Genomic DNA, 17931 nt, shown 5'->3' with positions numbered 1-17931 from the left:
CGGAAATGCGTATTTTATTAGTAGAGTGAGCAGTTGTAGATGCGGTCATTATGTTTGTTGTTTATAGAATGGGAGGATAAGGATGGAAAAACGGGATGTTACTAGGTCAGATATCGAAAAAATTTTGGATAGGCATGAAATTAGGAATGCGTCGATATCTTCATTTCCTAAAAGTGGACAAAAAGCAGTTTTCAAAATTTACACGGACGAGTCATCTTTTATATTGAAGATTTATAATGTTACTCCGTATGATTCGATTAATCAAGCAGAATTCGATCACCATATAGATCCAGATGAATTTGAATTACAAAAAAATGAAGAGAATCAACTTTATACATTGTATATTGAACGTGAAGTAAATGCTTCTAAAGAGTGCTCTATTTTTCCTAAGATGATAATTACAGAAAAAATTGAAGATTATTCAATGGAGGATCATTTTTATAAGTATTACTTTGAAGAATTAGTAGAAGGAGAAACATTAAATACTTCAAAGTATTATAGAGAAGAAAATAGTATTGAAGAAATTGCTGTTTTTTTATATAAAGCGTTGGGACTAATTGATGAAATGTGGTCAACTACATACGTCCATAGAGATATTAAGCCAAATAATGTAATTGTTCATGGTGATGAAGTAAAGTTTATTGATCCAGGTCTAGCAAAATCTGCTAACGATGAAGCAATTACTAGAACAGGATTTGTTGTCGGGACGCCTAGGTATTGGGCTCCAGAGCAGCAAGGTATTCAATCAAATTATAATTGGACTTTTAAAACTGACTTATATCCATTGGGCTTATTGGCAATAGAAATGTTTTTACCTGAGTTTAGGAATCAAAATGGTCCTAATCTAAAGGATATGAATCTTGTTTTCAAAAAATGGAAGGAAAAAGATGATTCTAAGGAGTCTGTCGATTTCTTTCGCACTATTATTAATAGACTTTCTTCTGAACGAATATATCGGAGAGCTAATTCAATAGAAGAGTTGCAAAACAAATTACTAAAATATAAAGGAGGGATTGACAGATGTTAATGATACAACAGGGGCCAGCAGCGGGCCCCAAATTAGAAAAAATTTTAGCTAGCGGATTCTGTGAAGGAGTCATTTGGGATCCCAGAGACCTAAGACCTAAAAAAATCAATCAATATATTCAAGAAAACGAAAAATATGATTGGTTGCTCCATATGATGGAATTTAAACAATATTATCAGCAATTTGATAAATCTGATAAAAAGAAATTAAAGGATTATGTTCAGTTTCCTACAGCTCCTTTAGATCGAACTTTTTTGAAGCAACAAAAAAATCTTGATGACTTAGTATTCAATAATTTTGATTTTCAACACTTAGTGGCTCTGGATTATATCTGTACACCTACTTTTTATGTAGAGGATTTTGGACATCGTATTATTGAGAGAATAATTGAGATATGGCAGAAAAGTGTTTCTTTTATTGAGAGTGAAGGATTAACGAAACCATTATTTGCAACGATGGTTATTTCAGAAAAAGCATTTTCTAACTATGATTACATTGGTGATTTTCTTGATGATTTAGGAGATTTATCAGGATCAGTAAAGGGAGTGTACTTCACTGTAGATCGAAATGAGATGAGTCCATTAAGGCATAGGTTTGATGTCAAAAGCTTAACAAATATTCTTCAATTTATTCATGATCTTAAGTTAATGGGGTTAACGGTGATTGTTGGATTTACTAGCGTTGAGGGATTGTTATACTCTTCGGTAGGAGCTGATTTTGTGGGGACAGGTTGGTTTTATTCTTTGAGGAAGTTTAATAGAATCCAGAAAGGATTACCGCCAGAGAAGTCATTTGGAATTCAAAAAAAGAGATATACATCGATAAAAGTTTTTTCTGAAGTTCCGTTACAAGAAGCTATTTATAATGTTGGTTCTCCTAGTCATTCACTCATTTTGAATGATTGTTTCATTGATAACGAATTAATGTCTGGGCTAGAGATAGATGAAATTAATAGTAATGATTGCTATTTACAACATTTTGAAGAGATGCATAAATATATAAAATTGATTGATTCGTATCCCGATGTAGTTGAAAAAACTGACAAGATTCTGGAATTACTAGAAACAGCCAAGATTAATATAGAGAAATTTAATAATCTGCCTCACAATACGTATCCAATTAACGGGGATCATATAAAACAATATTCAAAAGCCATTAGAAATGTAAAAGAAGCTAACTTTCTATAGTTAGCTTCTTTTCTTTGTCGTCAGTTTCAAGTAGTACAAATTTTGCAATGCTGGAGATGAGTGTGGCATTTCTTTTCAAAGGAGAAACTTTCTTTTTTATATCCAAATATATTTTGAAATTTTTCTCAGAAACACCTATTAAACCGATATTATTATATTTAAAATAATCATTCTTTTTCAAAAATAGTTTCTGGGCCATTTCATCAGGAAAAACAACATACGAATAAGCAGAGAACCTTTTGTTGTTATTTGCTTGAGTGATCGCTTTTTTCCAATCAGAAAGTTTCGCTTCGTAGGAGGTGAATTCAATAAACGGAAATGAAAAATTATCATTAATTAGATATCTTCCTGAAGAAACTTCAACAATAATTTCAGCATTTATCAGTCTTTTTAGGGTGTACTTAACACTGTTAATATCATAGCCGCTGGCGTTTTTAATAAACTCTAACGTTCTAACTGCTTTTTTATGTAAAAGTGAAACAATTCGAGCGTATCTAAATTCAGATAATAAATTTGCTTGTTCTTTAGAAAGGAGTAATCTGCTGTTATTTGTAACTTTAACAATATCAACATTTCCAAAACGGGCATTAAATTCATCAACAATTTTTTCATTGTTTGTTGCTTGTTCAAGTAATTGTTTATGAAAACATTTTTGCAATTCAAGCTCAGATGAAAACATCAAGTATCCTCCAATCTTTTTAGTGTCAAAGAAATTTTATCATATAAAAGGTAACACAAACTAGAACATTCAAAAAAAATAATGACTTAAGTAAAAGAAAAATTGTCAATATTAACGATAGGTGTACTATTGCTTGAGTTAGTATGTTTAGGATCAAATTTTTATAAAACAGAAAGGTGATTATCTATTTAAGCTGTGAATCCAATTAAATACATTTCAGTTATTGAAATCAGTACTGATAGTTTTCCCTGCTTAAAACCGAATGACCCTTTCCTTTGACATCAACTACTATCTATGGTAATTTTTTTAAAACATTATATGAGTTATAAATTTTTTTGGAGGTAGAGTCATGACATTCAGCAAACAATTCGCAACTGAAGCTTGCTGTTGTTGTATGGTGCTAAAAAGCAGCATACCGTTTTGTCATGCCTATTAACTGCCCAATTTTCGATTTGTATAGATACTGATATTCCTTTTGAAGAGGGATTTTTGGTGTCAATCTAGCGGAATCTCAAGGTGCTGATTAATAGTCAGTGCCTTTTTTTGTTACCCAAAATTCTGCATTGGATTTTTTCGAGTTCCAAAATAAATACCTTAATACGAGATAGGAGCATAACAATGATCATAGATTCTATTCAGGCGGCGATCGGGGATACCCCGATGCTGCGGTTCACCCATCAGCATTTTGCAGAAATTCCTGAAGGTTCAGCGCTTTATGCGAAGCTAGAATACTTGAATCCGGGAGGCAGTATCAAGGATCGGTTAGGTATGTATTTGGTCAAGGAGGGGATAGCGCAAGGCAAGATCAGCACAGGCACAACAATTATTGAACCGACAGCTGGCAATACGGGGATTGGCGTGGCGCTTGCGGCATTGGCAGCTGGATTGCCGACAATATTTGTTGTTCCTGAGAAGTTCAGCTTGGAGAAGCAAGCGTTGATGCGGGCTTTGGGGGCGAAGCTTGTACACACGCCAACTTCTGAAGGAATCAGTGGAGCGATCGCAAAGGCGAAGCAGCTTCATGAAGAGATGGCTGACAGTTATTTGCCGCTGCAATTTGAAAATCCTGCGAATCCAGAGGCGTATTACCACACGCTAGGACCTGAACTGGTGGAAGACCTTGGTGATGAAATCACGAGTTTCGTAGCGGGAATCGGCAGTGGTGGTACGTTTAGTGGGGTGGCGCGTTATTTACTGGGACGGAATCCAGAGGTACGCTTAATTGGTGTAGAACCTGAAGGCTCGATACTTAATGGCGGAGCGAGTCACGGTCATGAGATTGAAGGGATCGGTGTGGAATTTATCCCTGCATTTCTTGAAGGGATACCCGTCAGCGATTTTTCGACGATCAGTGATGCGGAAGGTTTTGCGATGACGCGTAAATTAGCGAAGGAGCATGGAGCCTTGATCGGCAGCTCATCTGGTGCGGCGATGGTAGCGGCGTTAGCGGAGATTGCCAAGCTGCCTGCGGGGAGTCAGGTTGTGACGATTTTCCCTGATGCGGGGGATCGTTATCTGTCAAAGGAAATCTATTCTCGGACGGATTACTAAGATCATTGTTTCAATTTGCCAACTTATGGCTATTATGAGTTGGCAAAAAATAGATGCGCAGCATTTAGAATTATTGAATTTTACTATGGCGGAGGGCTCTGGAGGTGTGGCTAATTTAGCCTGAGGACTATTAAGGATATACAGCATCTAAAGAATTAGTAGAAAGAGAGGTGTCGCAGATGGGATTGGAATTCATGCCGATCTTTGAGGAGTGGGCACTGGATTATGATGAGGAAGTGAACGGCGGCAATCTTGAATACCAAGAAGTATTCGCGAATTATTGGCAGATACTTGATGAGATCGCCGCCCTTTCAGGAGATACCGTGCTAGAGTTCGGCAGCGGAACAGGAAACTTAACTGAGAAATTGGTAGCTGCTGGAAAAACGGTTTATCCAATAGAACCATCACCAGAAATGCGGCGGATCGCAGTGGAAAAGCCAGGATTACAGGAAACGGAATTTTTCCCAGGAGATATGGAAGATTTTCCCATGCCGTCAGAGCCAGTGGATACGATCGTTTCAAACTTGGTCTTTCACCATTTGACTTCGAAGGAGAAAGAGGGAGCGATCCAACGTTACAGTGAGCTGTTAGCTCCTAGGGGCAAGATCATCTTTGGCGATACGATGTTCTTGTCACAGAAGACTTACGACAAGATTTTGGCAGAGGAAAAGGCGGCGGGCAGAGACAGCTTGGCGGCAGATTTAGAACGGGAGTATTATCCCGTGATTAGTGAGCTAGAAGAATACTTTCAAGTGAACGGTTTTCAAACAAGGTATCGACAGATGAATCGCTTTGTTTGGCTAGTCGTCGCAGAAAAAATAATGGAGGCAGAATAAGATGAAAATGAACGTTGAGAGCTTTAATTTGGATCACACAAAGGTAAAGGCGCCCTATATCCGTGTGGCGGATAAGAAAACAGGAGCGAATGGCGATCTGATCGTGAAATACGATGTTCGCTTGAAACAACCGAACCAAGCTTATATGGACATGGCGGCGCTGCATTCACTGGAGCATTTGACCGCTGAATTGATCCGTAATCATGCGGACTATATCGTGGACTGGTCGCCGATGGGCTGCCAAACAGGATTTTATCTGACAGTTCTAAACCATGACAATATCGAAGAGATCATGGATGTGGTGGAACTGACGATGAAGGATGTCTTGCAGGCGACAGAAGTTCCAGCCAGCAATCCGGTGCAATGCGGCTGGGCAGCGAATCATACGTTAGAAGGTGCGCAAGAGTTGGCAAAAGAATTCTTGAGTCAACGTGACGAGTGGAGCATCATCTTTGCGGATTAATCAGTAAAAGAAATATTTTTTGGAAGCTGACTGAGATTTTGGTCGGCTTTTTTTTGAATTTAACGGGATTAATAGATAGAAAGAATCATTTGTATCATGTTATTTTCTTTCAACAATAATTTGATTTCCTTCTCGCTAAATCGTTGGTATAATAACGATGCTTGCCATTCGAGCTTGCCTTTTTGCCAGAGCTTTGGTAACTTGCTTGTAACTTATCGTTTCAATAGTTAAAGTCGATTTAGGGGGATGGATCATTGCTGGGAGAAAAATTAAAAGAACAACGAATGTCATTGGGATTGACCCAACAGGAGGTGGCGGAGCATCTTCATGTATCGCGCCAGACTATTTCAAATTGGGAGGTTGGACGGAACTTTCCAGATATTCCGATGATTATTTCCATCAGTGATTATTACCACATCTCTTTAGACGAACTGTTGAAAGGGGACGAACAATTGATGGATAAAATGAAGAAGGACGCGGAGCTTCTCAAACGCACTAAGCGGAGAAAAATCTTTGATGGGGTATTTGTGGGAGTATTGCTGCTGACGGTGGGATCGGCCTTTTTGATCAGCCGATTACCAGAAATTTCGAATCAAAAAGTCTGGGGCATGCTAGTCGTAGGTATCGTATTTATTTTTTCAATCGTGCGCTATTTTGTGGTCATTCCAAAAAGCGATGCGGTTAGCGGAATGCAGGCGCCATTGGTCATACCGAAATCTTTCGGTGTAGGCTGGGCGATCAATCCTTACCATCCGTTAGGAAAAGTTCTGCTGATTGGGATCTTTGTAGCGATCGAAGTGATGATCTTTCTTGGATAACTATGAGCTCTGTGGATCTGTTTACCAGCAGGTTCGCGGCGCTTTTTTTATTGTGTCGTATTGTTTTTCATTTTTGCGGCTGCGGAAGATCATCCCACCAGTAGCAAAAAGGGCGATCATTGGATGATTAAGGTTGTCTTCACCTATCAAACGAAAAAGGAAGATCTACCGGAATTAATGGACAAGTTTGCTCAGTCTAGGAATGATCTGGCGTTTCAGTCGGAAGCTAACAAAGGTTTCTAAGGCCAGCGAGTGACGATGTCTATATCGTTTTAGATATCTATTATGAATCTCGAGAAGCGTATGAGGAACGAACAAAATTTGAAAGAAGCCTATCTAAATGGAAGGATAGTTGGTTTTCGTCAGATAATAAGCATGAGGGATTCAACGTCGAAGTTTTTGATGTACTGTAAAACAACGAGGAAAGGACTAGCATAATTTGCTGGTCCTTTTTTTGGTGGAATGAGGTTTTCCACTTGTTTTCGTCGATAAATGTAGCAATAGAACTACTTAAGTAAATTTCGACAGTTAGATAACTTTAATTATATATTCAAAAAAGAAAGAATAAAATGTATTTTTAATATTTATTATATTTATAAGTGATTTTTAAGCAAAAATAATCTTGACAAAGCGGTAGTTTGCTAGTATATATTAATAAACTAGTGGTTGCTAGTTTATTAATTGGTTAACTTTTAATTTGAAAGTAAATCAAAAATAAGTTTGGCGAGTTACATAGTCAGTAAAAGGAAATAAGGAGGAACCAAGAGATGACAAAGATACTGTTATTGAGTAAGAATCATACGGTTGAATCCAATCTTCAAACGATTTTAGAACGTATAAATGCTGAGTTTTATTGTTCTTCCAGCTTGTTTTATCAGGCGAAAGACTATCCGCATGTGATTCAATATTTTTCACTAATTATTATTTGCGATACGATTTCGAACGTGGAGCTTGCACAATACATACAGAGGATAAAGGATTGCGGCGTTCCAGTATTCAGAATGGGAAGCAAACGAAAGATCGCAGAAACAGAATTTGCTTGGCTGGATAATGAGATTGATTATTGGATCGAATCCGGAGATAGTGATTCTGAGATTATCGACAAGATCGCGCGAGCCAGCTTTTCCGCTATAAGTAATGCACAAATGAAGCAGGAGGAGACATTCTCAGATCAGAGCTATTCGAACTTTATCAATCGCTTATCTAAACGAGAGCTTCAGCTTTTGATGTGTCTGTATGAAGCCAATGGCAAGACCGTTTCAAGAGAGCTTTTATGTAAGAAAATGTGGGAAATGGAAGTTTCGCACGCAAGGTTCTCTAATTTATCAGCGATCGCCAAACGTCTAAAGTTAAAAATGTTGGCTGCGGGAATTGATACAGAGGGACTCGGTTCTAGTTGGGGGCAGGGATACTTTCTACAAGCGCCGCTGATAACTTTTTTGAGAAATAATGACTTCGACAATTATTGTAAGGCGATGTCTAGCCGTCCGGTTGCGACTGAAGTACAAGTAGATAATTAAAAAAGAGGAGTGAACGCATGAAAAAGTTAGGGATGAAGCTGTTTGTTGGGTTGTTTTGCTGCAATATCATTCTTTGGGGAATTCTTCCAGCCACGGTCTTTGCCGAAGAAAGTGGAAGCACAGCGCGAAGTGAGTCGGTGGAGACATGGATGCCCGATCCGAATTTGCGAAAGGCTGTGGCTTATTATTTAGGTGGAATCAATCCAGAGGAGATAACCAAAGAGGCGATGGCTAATCTAGATATGCTGACATTCGATCAATATACGTTAGATATTCCAGAAGATACGGTCGTTGATTTTACAGGTCTTGAATATGCGGGGGAGCTACTGACCTTTGATAGTACCTATGTCATCGCAAAAAATGTTCCGACGATTAAGGTGGCGGATCGCTCCTTGGTATATGTGATGCCGAACGTTTTGAAAAAACTGGAAACGACAGGCAGAGTCAGTCAATTAGACATCGGTAAAAGGTATGGAGAGGGTGTGCCGACCAGTGAGCTTATTGGTCTGGGTGAAGACATCCATCGTATGAATCCCGCGGACTCCCTTCGGATTTTTTCAAAAGACATGGCAGACTTTTCTGCGATTGGGATCCAATCAGAAGCGTTGACGGATACAAATTATGCGGAATTTGTCACGCAGACTCAATTAGTCCTGCCTGATTTAAAAGTGGAAAAAGACCATACAGGAAAAGTTTTGTATACACAGGATGCTCTGAAAGACTTCCGAGGAAACTCGCTGCTTTCATCAGTGGCTACTACAATGCCGACTACGGTTCAGTATTTAGATGAGAACAAAGAATACATTGACTATCCGTTCTTCGATTATACAGATGAAGGAATGGAATTCGAGAATATACCGGAAGAGGCTGCTTATGTTTATATTGATTTTGCGCGTATTCCGACACGTCTATCAAATAATGCCAATACAAGAGCGCTCAATTATGATCTGTACAGTCTCAACGCGTTGATTCCTATTGTAAGATTCCAACCAGGAGCAGACGTGACAGTAAAGTATCAGGATGAGGAAGGTGAAACACTCGCTGATGACGAAATACTGAGCGGAAATATCGGTGAAAATTACACCTCTGAAAAAAAAACGATTACAGGCTACACCTTTAAAGAAGTACAGGGAAACCCGACTGGGCCATTTACCGACCAGCCGCAGACGGTGACCTATATCTATACAAAATCACCAGTACCAGCAGCAGATGTCACTGTCAAATACCAAGATACAAACGGGAAGACGCTCGCTAATGATGAGAAACTGAGCGGAAATATCGGTGAAAATTATACCTCTGAGCAAAAAACGATTACAGGCTACACCTTTAAAGAGGTGCAGGGAAGTCCAACCGGGCCATTTACCCCTCAGCCACAGACAGTGATCTACGTGTATACGAAAAACGCGGCCAATACATCCAGTGTGACCGTTCATTATCAAGATGAGGCCGGGAAATCACTCGCTGACACAGTAACCTTAACAGGAAAGGTTGGAGAAACCTATTCTTCTGAACAAAAGAAAATTACTGGTTATAATTTCAAAGAAGTACGAGGGAATCCAAAGGGGCAGTTCACAACCGAAGCGCAAACAGTGACCTATGTTTACACACAAGCTGCAAGCAAGAAGTCAACGGTAATTGCAAAATACCAAGATGAAAAAGGCAACAAGCTTGTCGATGAGGTCGTTCTAACGGGTACAATAGGAGATAGCTACAAAACAGAGCAAAAGAAAATTGACGGCTACACCTTCAAGGAAGTTCAGGGAACACCAGAAGGAAAATTCACAGAGACGCCACAATCAGTAGTCTACATCTATACGAAGAAAAACTCTGCTGCGACGGATGATCCAAGTTCACCAACTGGAAATACAGTGATTCATTCAGTCCACACCAGCTATAGTAATGGTACCGCAGCGAAAGCCCTACCAAATACAGGAGAAGAGACAACAGTTTCTCGTGTATTAACTTTAGCAGGGATCGTATCAATCCTTGCTTTAGGAAGCGGTGTAGTTGTTTGGAAAAGAAAGAAAGCGTAAGAATGTAAAAAAAAATGGCTCTTTGTCAAATAGGACTGATAGAGTGAGATAAGAACATCTAAGGTAGAATTCCTTTTCTACTTTAGATGTTTTTTGATTCATAGGTAATCAGATTATTTAGTAAGAAAATTCTGGTCTTCATTTTCCGAAAGCTTCGAAAGCCATAAGCGACTCGTTTCAATGCTTTGATGTGGGTATGCAGATTTTCTATTTTGGCATTTGAATAAGGCAATTCGAGGGCTAAACGAATGCCGGATTCATAGTTTATAAAAGCTTTTTTTATAGAATGCAGTTCTTTTGGAACGGAATTGGGCATCGTTCTTACAAGTTTAAAGAAAGTGTCCGCCTCTTTGTCGTGAAACGCTTGAAGAATTTCTTGATAGTAAAAATAGGCGATTCGTAATTCGTCAGAGATCGAAAGCAGACGATCCACCACTTCACTTTCGGTGAGATACGCCCAACCAAAATTGCGCCATTTGGTCCATTTGTCATAAACAAGCTTGTCCTGTCGTTTGATCAGAAGCCGAGACAACGCCTTTAATTGTCGATAATATTTGGCTTGTGTTGGATCGTTTCGATCAAAGCTTTTCATGATTCGTACGCGAATATCCTCAAATTTACGAATGAGATGTTTGACAATGTGAAAACGATCCACAACGAGTTTTGCCTTTGGAAAACATTCCTTTATCAGAGAGGCATAAGAAACATTCATGTCCGTCACGATGACCTTTACCTTCAATCGTGCGCGTCGTTCAAATTGCATAAAATAAGAAACGAGAGCCTTTTTCTTCCGTGAAGGAAGAATATCCAGTAATTTTCCAGTATCGCCATCCATACAAGAAAAGGAGTAGGGACCGACTTGATTTTTCAGTGAACGAAATTCATCCATTAATAAACAACGCGGTAACCAATTTCTTTTTACTTTTGTCATGGGGATCAGAGAAGCGAGTGTCCGAGAAACGGTCGACCAAGAAACTCCGCAATGCTTAGCGATTGTCGTCATTGCTTGTTTTTCCGTTAGCTCTTCTAAAATTTTATAGCGCACTTGTTTAGCGATAAAGCAGTTTCTATCGACAATGTAGGTATTCGCCGTAAAATAGGTGTGGCAGCCACGACAGTGGTAGCGTTGTTTCGCTAAAGCAAGATAAGTCAGTTGGTTCGCACATTTATTAAGTTGAATGAGCGATTTTTTCTTTCCGTTCTTAACGATCATGCCTTCATGATTCATCTGTTTACACAAAGGACAGCGACGAATTTCTTTACTTAACGTCGCAGAAACAACAAGACTCTTGATATTCTTAATGCTCTTCGATTCCACATTTGTGATGAAAATGTTTTTATCTTTGATTCCAAGTAGTAGTTTGATATGATGAAGATCAGGCATACAGAACGCTCCTTTGCTTGTGTTGTGGTGATTCAATTCTAACGGAGCTTCTGTATGTTTTGTTTTTTCATGCTCAAAAAGGACCGATAGAATGATTTTCTATCAGTCCTAGAAATTATAGAGCCAAAAAAATCAGGAGAAGTTCCGACGAACGGGTCGAAGCTTCCTCTGATTTTTTATTTTGGTTTCACACGATAAATCTGGTCGAACTGTTTGATATGATTTTTTAAGTGTGCGATGTTTTGCTGCTCCAACTCAGGCTGAATGTCGCAGCGACGAATGAGAAAATTCAGCGGAGCGTAAAAGTGCATCGCGGTCGTATAGGGATCCGTTTGAATAAAAACACCTTGTTGAATCAAATCGGTAAAAAGAGCTGTCAGATGCTTCATAGGTGTTTCGAAGAATAATTCATTGTACAGGTCGCCAGCGTATTGATTGGTATGCTGCTCTGTGATCAGCAGTTTCCTGAATTTAGAGGCGGTATCATCCTTTAAGTAGTATTTGAAGGCATCTACATACATTTCTGTCAGCTCTTCGATTGGTGTATCGACGTACATGTCTGCTGCATCTACTGTTAATGGCAAAGCGTAAGTATTGTTTGCTGCCTTTAGAATCTTTGCTACCTCAACGAGAATCGTATCGAAAATCTCCTGTTTGCTTCTATAATGGTTATACAGTGAGCTGTCCTTGATCCCCACCGCATGAGCGATTTCTTTTACAGATACGCCATCAAAACCATGTTCAGAAAAGAGCGTTAAGGCCTCGTGCCATATTCGTTCTTTTGTATTATTTATGGTTAGTTCCTCCTTCAAGAGCGTTGTGAAAAATATTATAATTAAAATTAATTTGGTCAATCGGTATTTGTAATTTCAATGATGAGTTAACATTGATGTCGTGAATACAAAGAAGCGGATGCGTTTAATATCATATATACTAATAATTTTTTGGCTTGTCAATGGGGAGTGAAGGAGGGGAATTATGGAATTATTTGATTTTATCAGCTATTTATAAGGAATTCCTTCACAAATAAGAACGTAAAAACGCGCAGGAAATCCGAGCATTCCCACGCGTTTATTTGTTATCTATCTGGATAAAGATTAGCTTCAATTTCTGCACGTTGATCCGCCAAAAACGGCGGCAGTACAAAGTTCTCTCCTAAAGTTTCCAAGGGTTCATCAATCGTAAAGCCAGGGGACACAGTAGCGAACTCCATCCGATTTCCCCCAGGTTCCCGAATATATAGACTTTTGAAGTAGCCGCGGGAGATCATCTTTTCGATCTGCCAGCCTTGCTTTTCAGCTCTGCGATAAAGTTCATCTAATGCTGCTTCATCATCAACCGCAAAGGCAATGTGATCCACACTGCCTCGTCCCATCCGACTCGCCTCATCTGTGGTCGTAGGCAAAATCTCAAGAAAGTCCGTGTCATTCAACTGGATGCGCTGGTCAAACGTCTGCCAGCTCAGAAAAGCTTCGAAAAATTCACTCGTCGCTTTTGGTTCACGAACATGGAGCTGACTAGAATTTAAACCCAAAATCTGTTTATCAACTGGAACCTCATTTTTAACCTGATGGTCCACCTCTAATGGCGGCAAATCCGTTTGTGTCAAAACAATCGATACATCATCGGCATCCACGAAGCGCAGCTGGCGATCACTGACGGTATAAGCCACATGATAACGGGCCAAGCGCTCTTGCCAAAAAGCCAGACTATTCTTCGGAAGCTTCAACCCAATCGTTGAGATAAATTGTTGGTTGTCATAGCGGTGCCCCAGATGCGGCACCACAAAAAAGGTCACGACACTGCCAGGCGAACCTTGATAATCTCCATAATAATAATGCAGCATGCGATGATTCTCCTGATTGACGGTATTCTTAACAAAGCGCAGTCCTAGAACTTCTGTATAAAAGCGGACATTCTCGCTTCGATCTTTGGTTAGTAATGAGATGTGGTGAAAAGCGGACATTGCGGCACCTTCTTTTTGCTTACTTTTGATAAGTATATTTGGTAAAGGACTATTCCGCAAGTGAAGCGACTCCAATGACTAACCAATCAATCTAAAGCTAGGCATGAAACTTCACTTACTAATAGTAAGGTGTTAAGGTGAGCGTAAGAAGTTGATAAGGAGATACTTATTCAGGAGGTTTTTATTATGACAGTTATTATCCCGACCTTTCAATTAAGCGCAGCCGCTCACATTGGACGTGTCGCTTTAAAAGTAGTAAATTTAGAAAAAATGACTAATTTTTATCAAGAGGTGATCGGGTTGCAGGTGATCGAACAAAGTGCTAGTCAAAGTACCTTAGGTGTTGGAGCGACTCTATTATTAGAGCTACATAAGGTGGAGGCGCCACTGCCTTTGACCCCTAAAACAGGCTTGTATCATGTAGCCTTTTTACTGCCAAATCGAAAAGCTTTAGGAAATGCCTTGCTGCACTATTTGAAGGAGAAGGCTCCTTTGATCGGTGCTGGTGATCACGGCTATAGCGAAGCGCTCTATCTAAACGACCCAGAAGGAAATGGGATCGAAGTGTATTATGACAAACCGCAAAGTGACTGGGACATTCGTGCGGATGGTGAGATCGTCGGTGTGACTCTCGAAATGGATGCAGAAGCAGTGATTGCGGCTGGCGACGGCACATGGACAGGATTTCCCATTGGAACAACGGTTGGACACGTTCATCTAAAAGTGGCGGATCTGATACAAACAGAAAAATTCTTCACCGAAGCTTTAGGTTTGTCCCTAAAAAACAATTTCGGCAATCAAGCCAAATTTTTCGCTACCGGTGATTACCATCACCATATCGGCTCCAATGTCTGGTTAGGAAAAAATATTCCAGCGATGACAGAGCAAGACTTGGGCTTAGAGTATTTCAGCTTCTCCGTACCCAATCAAGCTGAGCTGGATCGCTTGGAAGAGCATTGGAAAAACAAGCTAGAATATACAAAGAACGAAGACGGCAGTTTGGTAGTCGTTGATCCAAATGGAATCACGATAAAGTTTGAGAAATAGACGCTCTATCTTTTAGTGGAAAGTTAATACACACAAATAAAACCATAGGTACTGGAGAATCAGTGTCTAGGGTTTTATTTGTATTATTCTATTTTGTGCCAATTATTTCGATAATGGGCGGCCTCGTCTGTTTTGTGTATGAGGGATACTTTTCTTTCCCGTCACTTTATTTTTTGAGTGTTGTTTGGAATGTTCAAAGGCCCTCTTTTTCTTTTCATGAAGAAGGTCCTCCAGCTTCACTTTTTGATTAGTCATGAGCGCTCCTCCTTTCAGCAAAAATCGCAGCTAGCAGTCAGCCATTCATTTCATCTGAATCAAATCCTCTCATTGTACTATCTTTAGTATAAAGGAGAGAAGCGCAGACGGAGGAACACCCTTTTCTATAAAAAAAGAAAGAGCCTGCAAAAAGCTCTTTCTCAACATTGTTTTCTGATTGTACGAATGATCCGTTGGATACTTTTGATATCCAGATAATAGCTATCAGCAAGCTCGCGCGTACTTTTTCCCATCAGATGTTCCTGATAGATTTGCTGGTTTCTTTGCCGCAGCATGTCTTTACTCGCGGTTTTGCTGCCCCAAGGTAAGCGCTCCTGTGGCTTCTTTGGGATATAAAGGATCGTACCATTAACATATTTTTGGATCTCTTTTACGATTTCCTCTGGTAGAAGTTCGAATGCGTTTTGATAAGCCATCTTTTGTCCTCCTAAGAATAATAAAATTTAGGATTCAGCAAAAGCTCTTCAAGCATTCCTGCCAAGCTTTTGCTAGGCTTTAATAATAATTACTCCCATCATAATGCTCCTTTCTGGTACTAGGTTTATTTTAGCATATTGGGGTTTATAAAATAGGCTATCATTTAATAAACGGGAGATTATTCATCAAAATCAATCTGTGTTTTATAATTTTTTTGATGTTTCCTATACTTCTACTTCATTCCATATCTTTATTGAGTTGTTTTTCTTAAGTAAGTATAATTGAATAAAAATGGCGGTGAAAAATGTGCAAACAACTGATTATATAAATTGGTGGGAAGAGAATAAAGAAAATAGTTTAGAAGATGTAAAAACGACTTTTTTATATAAGGAGGTAATAGTTTGATAGATAGCGTAAGAGTTCACAATGTTGCGACGTATTTAAATCCTGTTGAGTTTAAACCCAAGAAGTTAAATTTTATTTATGGAAGTAATGGAAGTGGTAAGACAACTATTTCCAAATTGCTTGGTAATCAATTAGTATCGGATGATTGCTTAATAAAAAAAAATAGCGATAGAGGTGTAAGCGTTTTATGTTATAACAAAAAATTTGTTGAAGAAAACTTTCAACAATCTGAAAATTTAAAGGGGATTTTCAAAAGGGGATTTTCACTTTAGGACAAGATTCTATTGAAGCACAAGAAAAGTTGGAACTGCTAAGAAATGATAATCAAAATAAACAAAATTCGATTGATACTAAAAACGATACAATAAAGAAATTTGACAATGAGATCGAGGATCAAAAAAATGTTGTTTTGGAAAAAAGTTGGAAATTACAACAATCAATTGGAGAGAGTTTTAGTAATGCTTTGGTAGGATATAGAAATAGTAAAAAAAAGTTTTTTGAAAAATGTATTTCAACTTATATGGATTGGGACAAAAAAGCAGTTGTGAAGTTGGATGAATTAAAATCTAAGTATGACATGGCTTATTCTGACGATAGTGCTATTCACTCAACTTTTCCTACCATTAATATATCTGAAAGTCTGAAATTTGAACAATCCGATTTACTTCAGAAGGTTATCACAGGGAGTAAGGATTCACCAGTAGGTCTGGTAATAGACGTATTAAAAAACAGTGATTGGGTGAGACAAGGAATTGATTATATAGATACTGATGCAAATCAATGTCCATTTTGCCAACAAGAAATGACGGAGGAATTGCAACAAGAAATAAGAAACTATTTTGATGAAACCTATGAATTAGATTGTCAATCATTGAATAGCTTTATTAATAAATATGTCGAACATTATAATGAAATTTTAGGTGATTTAAAGAATATTTTGGAAACAGATATTTCTTTTATAGACGTTTCAAGACTGGAACCAGAATATCAATTATTTAATAGTTTGTTTAAGTTAAATGCGGAGGAATTAGAGAGAAAAAAAGACTCACCTTCTAGTAAAATTTCTTTAGAAAGCTTTGAGTATCGGCTGGAAAAAATTGCGACTATAATTGATTCGTTTAATGAATCAATTATAACTAATAATGAAATTGTAAAGAATAAAAATCGAGAGCAAAAAAATTGTAGTGAGTTACTTTGGTTTTATATCGTTTCTGAGTTGGAAGAAGATCTGAAAGCTTATTCTGTTTTTTTTAATGGTAAGAAAAAAGCTATAGATTCTGTTAGTAATAAAATAGTGACTTTAAATATAGAGATTACTGAAAATAAGAAACAGATGGAAGATATAGAAGAACTGTTAACTAGCGTAGCTCCGACTGTTACCGAAATAAACAAAATACTTGAAAGGTTTGATTTTAAAGGGTTTTATCTTGAAGAAAACAAGCAACAAAAAGGAACTTATCTAATATTGAGAGAGGATGGTACAAATGCTAAAGGTACTTTAAGTGAAGGAGAGTATAATTTTATTACCTTTCTTTATTTTTATTACTTAATATATGGTAGTCAAGAAAAAACGGGAATTACTTCAGATAAAATAATTGTTATTGATGATCCCATATCCAGTTTGGATAGCAATGTTTTATTTATTGTAAGTACCCTAGTGAAAAATTTATTGAAAGATTGCCGTAACAATATAAACGGAATTATCCAAACCTTTATACTCACACATAATGTTTATTTTCATAAAGAAGTTACATTTTTGGGAAGTGGAAAAGAATTCTCATCGAAAGAAGTTTTATTTGGAATAGTGAGAAAAAAAGATAATGTTACTACTTTTTTAGAATATGATAAAAATCCGATTGAATCAACTTATCAGTTACTATGGAGAGAATTAGCAGAGGGTAAAACGTCAACAATGACCGCATTCAATACCATGAGGAGAATTTTAGAATACTATTTTAAGATTATTGGTGATATGGATTATGAGAAATGCATAGACGAATTTGATGGTAACGATAAAATTGTGTGTAAAGCTTTAGTATCTTGTATTAATGATGGTTCACATTTCATAAGTGATGATTTTGTTATTACTTTTGATGAGGAGAATATTGATAATTATAAGAGAATATTCAAATTAATATTTGAAAGATTAGGACATAAAACACATTATGAAATGATGATGAAGACTAAAATTTAGAAAACTTAATATAGTATTTTTCTAAACACCCCCCTGCTAAGAAAAAGCTTTGCAGGGGGGTGTATTCAATCCTTTTTATCGAAAAATTATGTTTTGCTATAAGAAAGGTATTTCAGAGGGATACTAGA

Annotated in this window: 17 protein-coding genes; 11 read left to right on the top strand and 6 right to left on the bottom strand. The window is 37.9% G+C overall.

Annotation, left to right across the window (positions count from 1 at the left end):
* Window positions 1–82 precede the first annotated feature (82 nt).
* Together J9537_RS13745 and J9537_RS13740 are read left to right on the top strand one after the other, a co-directional pair.
* The gene (locus J9537_RS13745; protein WP_010745189.1) at window positions 83–1027 is read left to right on the top strand and encodes a protein kinase domain-containing protein; all 945 of its coding nucleotides are present in this window, start codon (window positions 83–85) and stop codon (window positions 1025–1027) included.
* Window positions 1021–2214, top strand: a complete 1194-nt coding sequence (locus J9537_RS13740; protein ID WP_010745190.1) for a hypothetical protein — start codon at window positions 1021–1023, stop codon at window positions 2212–2214. The genes J9537_RS13745 and J9537_RS13740 overlap by 7 nt, the downstream gene beginning before the upstream one ends.
* On the opposite strand, the gene J9537_RS13735 is transcribed toward J9537_RS13740, so the two are convergent.
* Entirely contained in the window at window positions 2201–2893 is a 693-nt protein-coding gene (locus J9537_RS13735) for a helix-turn-helix transcriptional regulator (RefSeq protein WP_010745191.1), read from the bottom strand. The two genes, J9537_RS13740 and J9537_RS13735, sit on opposite strands and share 14 nt — an antisense overlap.
* Window positions 2894–3511: 618 nt before the next feature.
* Between J9537_RS13735 and J9537_RS13730 the strand changes: the two genes are divergently transcribed.
* From J9537_RS13730 to J9537_RS13705, 6 genes are all read left to right on the top strand, one after another.
* Window positions 3512–4444, top strand: coding sequence for a PLP-dependent cysteine synthase family protein (locus J9537_RS13730; RefSeq protein WP_010745192.1), 933 nt, complete (start codon window positions 3512–3514; stop codon window positions 4442–4444).
* Window positions 4445–4623: 179 nt separating this feature from the next.
* Entirely contained in the window at window positions 4624–5280 is a 657-nt protein-coding gene (locus J9537_RS13725; RefSeq protein ID WP_010745193.1) for a class I SAM-dependent methyltransferase, read from the top strand.
* 1 nt (window position 5281) lies between these two features.
* Window positions 5282–5743, top strand: a complete 462-nt coding sequence (locus tag J9537_RS13720; protein WP_010745194.1) for an S-ribosylhomocysteine lyase — start codon at window positions 5282–5284, stop codon at window positions 5741–5743.
* 254 nt (window positions 5744–5997) lie between these two features.
* Window positions 5998–6561, top strand: coding sequence for a helix-turn-helix domain-containing protein (locus J9537_RS13715; protein ID WP_010745195.1), 564 nt, complete (start codon window positions 5998–6000; stop codon window positions 6559–6561).
* Window positions 6562–7328: 767 nt separating this feature from the next.
* A complete protein-coding gene (locus tag J9537_RS13710) occupies window positions 7329–8081 on the top strand; it encodes a winged helix-turn-helix domain-containing protein (protein ID WP_010745196.1) in 753 nt (250 codons plus the stop codon).
* A gap of 17 nt (window positions 8082–8098) precedes the next feature.
* Window positions 8099–10114 carry a MucBP domain-containing protein gene (locus tag J9537_RS13705; protein ID WP_060789502.1) on the top strand — a complete coding sequence of 672 codons (2016 nt, stop codon included), beginning with the start codon at window positions 8099–8101 and terminating at the stop codon, window positions 10112–10114.
* A gap of 82 nt (window positions 10115–10196) precedes the next feature.
* Here the strand turns inward: J9537_RS13705 and J9537_RS13700 are convergent, their stop codons facing one another.
* From J9537_RS13700 to J9537_RS13690, 3 genes are all read right to left on the bottom strand, one after another.
* Window positions 10197–11498 (bottom strand): ISL3 family transposase, encoded by a 1302-nt coding sequence (locus J9537_RS13700; protein ID WP_002302440.1) that lies wholly within the window; start codon window positions 11496–11498, stop codon window positions 10197–10199.
* Window positions 11499–11674: 176 nt separating this feature from the next.
* Window positions 11675–12310, bottom strand: coding sequence for a TetR/AcrR family transcriptional regulator (locus tag J9537_RS13695; protein WP_010745199.1), 636 nt, complete (start codon window positions 12308–12310; stop codon window positions 11675–11677).
* 266 nt (window positions 12311–12576) lie between these two features.
* A complete protein-coding gene (locus J9537_RS13690) occupies window positions 12577–13464 on the bottom strand; it encodes a VOC family protein (RefSeq protein WP_010745200.1) in 888 nt (295 codons plus the stop codon).
* 186 nt (window positions 13465–13650) lie between these two features.
* On the opposite strand from J9537_RS13690, the gene J9537_RS13685 reads away from it, so the two are divergent.
* The gene (locus J9537_RS13685; RefSeq protein ID WP_010745201.1) at window positions 13651–14511 is read left to right on the top strand and encodes a VOC family protein; all 861 of its coding nucleotides are present in this window, start codon (window positions 13651–13653) and stop codon (window positions 14509–14511) included.
* A 102-nt stretch (window positions 14512–14613) separates the two neighbouring features.
* Here J9537_RS13685 and J9537_RS13680 read toward each other — a convergent pair whose 3' ends face one another.
* Window positions 14614–14766, bottom strand: coding sequence for a hypothetical protein (locus J9537_RS13680; protein ID WP_167325162.1), 153 nt, complete (start codon window positions 14764–14766; stop codon window positions 14614–14616).
* 161 nt (window positions 14767–14927) lie between these two features.
* The gene (locus J9537_RS13675; RefSeq protein WP_010745202.1) at window positions 14928–15203 is read right to left on the bottom strand and encodes a CD3324 family protein; all 276 of its coding nucleotides are present in this window, start codon (window positions 15201–15203) and stop codon (window positions 14928–14930) included.
* Between the two features lie 402 nt (window positions 15204–15605).
* Here J9537_RS13675 and J9537_RS13670 point away from each other — a divergent pair, with 402 nt between their 5' ends.
* Both J9537_RS13670 and J9537_RS13665 read left to right on the top strand, forming a co-directional pair.
* Window positions 15606–15881 (top strand): AAA family ATPase, encoded by a 276-nt coding sequence (locus tag J9537_RS13670; protein ID WP_010745203.1) that lies wholly within the window; start codon window positions 15606–15608, stop codon window positions 15879–15881.
* 29 nt (window positions 15882–15910) lie between these two features.
* Complete coding sequence (locus J9537_RS13665) at window positions 15911–17803, top strand: AAA family ATPase (RefSeq protein WP_010745204.1); 1893 nt, start codon at window positions 15911–15913, stop codon at window positions 17801–17803.
* The last annotated feature ends 128 nt before the right edge of the window (window positions 17804–17931 follow it).

This window comes from Enterococcus raffinosus (genome assembly GCF_019175485.1).
Classification (GTDB): Bacteria; Bacillota; Bacilli; order Lactobacillales; family Enterococcaceae; genus Enterococcus_A; species Enterococcus_A raffinosus.
This window is presented reverse-complemented; position numbering and strand designations above follow the sequence as displayed.

Bases quoted from the DNA above. Each gene is read 5' to 3' on its own strand.
- J9537_RS13745 (WP_010745189.1), top strand. From the start codon at position 83: ATGGAAAAACGGGATGTTACTAGGTCAGATATCGAAAAAATTTTGGAT.
- J9537_RS13740 (WP_010745190.1), top strand. From the start codon at position 1,021: ATGTTAATGATACAACAGGGGCCAGCAGCGGGCCCCAAATTAGAAAAA.
- J9537_RS13735 (WP_010745191.1), bottom strand. From the start codon at position 2,893: ATGTTTTCATCTGAGCTTGAATTGCAAAAATGTTTTCATAAACAATTA.
- J9537_RS13730 (WP_010745192.1), top strand. From the start codon at position 3,512: ATGATCATAGATTCTATTCAGGCGGCGATCGGGGATACCCCGATGCTG.
- J9537_RS13725 (WP_010745193.1), top strand. From the start codon at position 4,624: ATGGGATTGGAATTCATGCCGATCTTTGAGGAGTGGGCACTGGATTAT.
- J9537_RS13720 (WP_010745194.1), top strand. From the start codon at position 5,282: ATGAAAATGAACGTTGAGAGCTTTAATTTGGATCACACAAAGGTAAAG.
- J9537_RS13710 (WP_010745196.1), top strand. From the start codon at position 7,329: ATGACAAAGATACTGTTATTGAGTAAGAATCATACGGTTGAATCCAAT.
- J9537_RS13705 (WP_060789502.1), top strand. From the start codon at position 8,099: ATGAAAAAGTTAGGGATGAAGCTGTTTGTTGGGTTGTTTTGCTGCAAT.
- J9537_RS13700 (WP_002302440.1), bottom strand. From the start codon at position 11,498: ATGCCTGATCTTCATCATATCAAACTACTACTTGGAATCAAAGATAAA.
- J9537_RS13690 (WP_010745200.1), bottom strand. From the start codon at position 13,464: ATGTCCGCTTTTCACCACATCTCATTACTAACCAAAGATCGAAGCGAG.
- J9537_RS13685 (WP_010745201.1), top strand. From the start codon at position 13,651: ATGACAGTTATTATCCCGACCTTTCAATTAAGCGCAGCCGCTCACATT.
- J9537_RS13680 (WP_167325162.1), bottom strand. From the start codon at position 14,766: ATGACTAATCAAAAAGTGAAGCTGGAGGACCTTCTTCATGAAAAGAAA.
- J9537_RS13675 (WP_010745202.1), bottom strand. From the start codon at position 15,203: ATGGCTTATCAAAACGCATTCGAACTTCTACCAGAGGAAATCGTAAAA.